The organism is Candidatus Nitrotoga sp. BS (genome assembly GCF_927797785.1).
In the GTDB taxonomy this organism is placed as follows: domain Bacteria; phylum Pseudomonadota; class Gammaproteobacteria; order Burkholderiales; family Gallionellaceae; genus Nitrotoga.
Genome location: NZ_CAKMLL010000009.1, coordinates 1 through 1596, shown reverse-complemented (window position 1 = coordinate 1596; position 1596 = coordinate 1). Strand labels below are relative to the sequence as shown.

General features: G+C 44.2%; 2 protein-coding genes. Both read left to right on the top strand.

Annotated elements, in window-relative coordinates:
• Window positions 1-574: 574 nt before the first annotated feature.
• Window positions 575-1060, top strand: a complete 486-nt coding sequence (locus MJ769_RS00580) for a hypothetical protein (RefSeq protein ID WP_239233904.1) — start codon at window positions 575-577, stop codon at window positions 1058-1060.
• Window positions 1057-1596: glycine zipper family protein (locus MJ769_RS00575; RefSeq protein ID WP_239233903.1), on the top strand; the 540-nt coding region annotated here is incomplete at its 3' end. The genes MJ769_RS00580 and MJ769_RS00575, both read left to right, overlap by 4 nt.

The window sequence follows — 1596 nt, the reverse complement described above, 5'->3', positions numbered from 1 at the left end:
GTGACAACATAACGGAGTGCATTATTTCAGGTCTCCTATTGACAACGCCACCAAAAAATTTATGGTAAGCGTATATTTAACACAATAGTTATAGGTTCTTACCAAGCAATAATCGATGTTTATTATCTTGATACAGTAACAAACTGTTACATATTATGCGATGCCAAAAACACTTTAGTTACAATTATCTATTAAGATAAACGTCACTAAAGCGAGTAAGTAAATATTGAGATCGGTTGCTAATAAAAATAATGATTGAGGACAACAATCCTTAAGTATTTATAATTTATTAAATGAGCGCAATTTGTGCCAGCGAAGGAAGTTGCTGTGGCAATTGTGATCGTTATAGAGATTCGCTGCTAGTAAGCTATAACTGAGTGCATTTTTTTCAGAAATGTATGATCAAACATTTCGTATGTACTGTGGGTAACTTAGAAGTAAATGTTGATTTTTGCCTCACGCTTGATGTGTAAATGTGCTTTATGGAGACGAGAGAAATCATTCTTCAAGTTAAATGGGTAACAATTCTGAAAATTAGATTGTTGCGAATACTACATTATGGAGTATAGAGATAATGAAAAAATCGAATAGGAGCTTGCCTTTAACTTTACTCATAACCTTGTTGGTGGGAGTGTCGACAAGTGGAGTGGCGCTTGCGCATGGTGGTGGGCGCGGAGGCGGCGGATGGCACGGAGGAGCGCGCGTAGGTATCTATCTCGGCGCACCGATCGGATTTAATTATGGGTATTATCCATACTCTTACTATGGGTCAGCGTATTATGGAATGCCCAATTATTATCCGACTGCGCCCGTTTATTATCCGCCGATACAGTCCGTGCCGACTTATACCCAACAAAGCGAAAGTCCGCAGATAAGCCCGCAAGTAGCACCAAAAAATTCGTCGCAAGATGTTCAGGGATCATGGTGGTATTTCTGCGTTGATGCCAAGGCCTACTATCCATATGTCAAACAATGCCCAGGAGGCTGGCTGCGAGTCGCACCTCAACCTGCACCCGGTTCAGACAGTCAACCTGCTTTAAATAATGTACCTGCGCCATGATCAATAAATTTAGATTGTTAACAATAATATCGGCCGGTTTGGCACTAAGCGCGTGTACTTCATTTCCGACTGGTCCGGGTATGCTTGTGTTGCCGGGCACGGGGAAAAGTTTTGATCAATTCCGTTTTGATGAGGCAGATTGCAAGCAATATGCTAGTGCTCAGATCGGAGGCAAAACGGCAAATGAAGCAGCGACCGAAAGTGGCGTGCAAAGTGCATTGGTTGGAACCATCATTGGTACCGCTGCGGGTGCATTGTTAGGTGGCCACAATGGCGCTGGCGTAGGCGCCGGTACTGGATTGCTTATGGGTTCCATGGTTGGAGCCGGCGCTGCTGAAGGTTCAGGACGCAACCTGCAGCAGCGTTATGATTTCTCCTATCAACAATGCATGTATGCGAAAGGTCACCGTGTCCCGGTATCGGGACGCTTGGATTATTCGCGGCAGTCTGTCAGAAATAGTAATTACGTATCTACACCGGCTCCGATTAGAACGATATCGTCCCCTTCTGCTGATTCTTTCATGCCCCCGCCACCC